This is a genomic window from Phytoactinopolyspora endophytica (assembly GCF_004138495.1).
GTDB lineage: Bacteria > Actinomycetota > Actinomycetes > Jiangellales > Jiangellaceae > Phytoactinopolyspora > Phytoactinopolyspora endophytica.
The window spans coordinates 245,669-248,011 of record NZ_ML142849.1; the positions used below are offsets into that span (position 1 = coordinate 245,669).

Genomic DNA, 2,343 nt, shown 5'->3' on the forward strand with positions numbered 1-2,343 from the left:
GTTCGCGAACCTCGCCACCGCCAACATCGCGATGCTGTCCTCCGAGGACACCGAGGACGAGCTCAACACCGCCCCGAACGGCACTGGACCGTTCGCCTTCTCCGACAGGGTGGCGAACCAGTCGATCACCCTCGAGCGCAACGACTCCTACTGGGGCGATCCGGCACCGCTGGACACCGTCGAGTTCCGGGTGATCCCCGACGAGTCGTCGATCGTCTCCTCGCTGCAGGCCGGCAACGTACAGATGGCGGTCTTCGACGATCCTCTCGTCGCGGACACCGCGACCAGCCCGGATGTCACAGTGACCGAGACTCCCCAGCTGAGCTACCACGTCTTGCAGCTCAACGCGCGCCAAGGCCCGCTGGCCGATGTGAACGTACGGCTGGCGATCCAGTGCGGCATCGACCGGCAGGAGCTGCTGGACACCGCGGCTCTGGGCGAGGGCGAGGTCACCGGCCCGATCACCTCGCCCGCCTACCGTTCGGATCACAATGCCCGGCCGTGCCCGGAACGCGACGTGGACCAGGCCATGGATTACCTCGAGCAGGCCGACGTCGACACGCCCGTCGTCATCGAGACGATCGTCTCCCAGGGCGAGTACGCAACCTCGGTGAACGAGGCACAGAACCTGAAGGCCCAGCTTGAAGAGGTCGGCATCGAGCTCGCGCTGGAGCCGCTGGAGTCCGGCGCGTTCGTCGACCGGTGGGTCGCGGCCGACTTCGACGCCGCCGTGGCTCTCAACGGTGGGCGGCCCGAACCAGACGGAATGTACGGGCGATACTTCACCAGCGACGGCAACCTGAACGAGGTCGCCGGCTACAGCTCACCCGAGCTCGACGAGCTGTTCAGCCAAGGGCTGCAGACCACCGACGAGGAGGAGCGCAAGGCCATCTACGACGAGGCCGCCCGGCACCTGGAGGACAACGCCGCATGGGTATGGCTCTTCACCGGCTACACGTACACGGTGGCGCACAACTCGCTGCAAGGCTTCGTTCCGATGGCGAACGGCTCGTTGCAGTATCTGCGCACGGCCGGCTTCACCGACTGAGCGCCTGATGCTCGACACATTCCTGCACAACGGCACCGTCCGTCGCGTGGGGCAAGCCCTGTTCACCCTGCTGGGGGTGGCCGTCCTCGTCTTCGTGATGTTGAGGGCCATCCCGGGTGACCAGATCACGTCGAACCTCGGCACCGAGGCGGCGGCTCTGACGCCCGACCAGCGCGCGTCGCTCGAAGAGTACTACGGGATCGACCAGCCGCTGTTCAGCCAGTTCTTCAGCTGGCTGGGCAACATGGTGACCGGCAACCTCGGTTTCTCGTCCCGGGCGCAGGAGAGCGTCGCGGACCTGACGCTGCGCGCGCTCCCGGTCACGTTCGAGCTCGCGGTGCTCTCGATCATCATCGCGCTGGTCGTAGGCATCCTGCTGGGAATGCTGTCGGCGTCCCGCCCGAACTCGGCGCGCGACGCCGTTGGACAGGTGGTGGGCCTGGCCGGCCTGTCCATCCCGGCATTTCTGCTGGCGACGACGCTCATGTCGGTGCTGGCGTCGGAGTTCGGGTTCAACCCGAACGGAGAGCCGTACGCGGGACTGTTCGATGACCCGCTGCTGAACCTGCAACAGATGTTCCTGCCCGCGCTCGTCCTGGGCTTCGGCGTGGCGGCGCCGATCATGCGGATCACCCGCACCGCCGTCCTCGAGATCAAGTCGGGCGACTTCGTGCGCACCGCGCGTGCCAAGGGCGTCCCGCCACGCCGTCTTCAGGTCCGGCACGTGCTGCGCAACGCCCTGGTGCCCATCGTCACCATGACAGGCCTGCAGTTCGGCTACCTGCTCGGCGGGGCGGTCGTCGTCGAGCAGGTGTTCTCCCTGCCCGGTATCGGCCGGCAGGTGCTGCTCGGCATCCAGCAGAACGAGTACGCCCTGGTGCAGAGCACAGTGCTGATCATCGCGCTGACTTTCGTCCTGGTGAATCTGCTGACCGACCTCCTGTACCGGATCATCGACCCCAGGGTGCGTGCAGCATGACCACAACCACCCAGATTCCCGAGATCGCACCGGGCAAAGTCAGCGGACGGGGACTGCTGCGCACGCTCACCCGCAACCGGACCACGCTCTGCGGCCTCATCATCACCTCCGCGCTCGCGATCGTCACCGTGCTCGCGTTGCTCGGTGCACTCCCGAGTGACCCGCTGGCCCAAGATCCCCCGTCACGTCTGCTGGCGCCGTCGGGCGAGTTCTGGTTCGGCACCGACCAGTTCGGCCGGGACGTCTTCTCCCGGGTGGCCGCCGGAGTGGGCAACTCGATGCTGATCGCGGTGGTCGCCGTCGCGTTCGCCACGGT

2 protein-coding genes and 1 pseudogene are annotated in these 2,343 nt (G+C 66.9%); all 3 read left to right on the forward strand.

From position 1 onward, the window contains the following. A partial coding sequence (locus ELR45_RS36360; protein WP_205855652.1) for an ABC transporter substrate-binding protein occupies nt 1–1,048 on the forward strand: 1,048 nt, incomplete at its 5' end. Nucleotides 1,049–1,055: 7 nt separating this feature from the next. Then, nucleotides 1,056–2,027, forward strand: a complete 972-nt coding sequence (locus tag ELR45_RS01090) for an ABC transporter permease (protein ID WP_129662739.1) — start codon at nt 1,056–1,058, stop codon at nt 2,025–2,027. Beyond that, nucleotides 2,024–2,343: pseudogene (locus tag ELR45_RS36365) on the forward strand (ABC transporter permease); the annotation flags it as partial. The gene ELR45_RS01090 and the pseudogene ELR45_RS36365, both read left to right, overlap by 4 nt.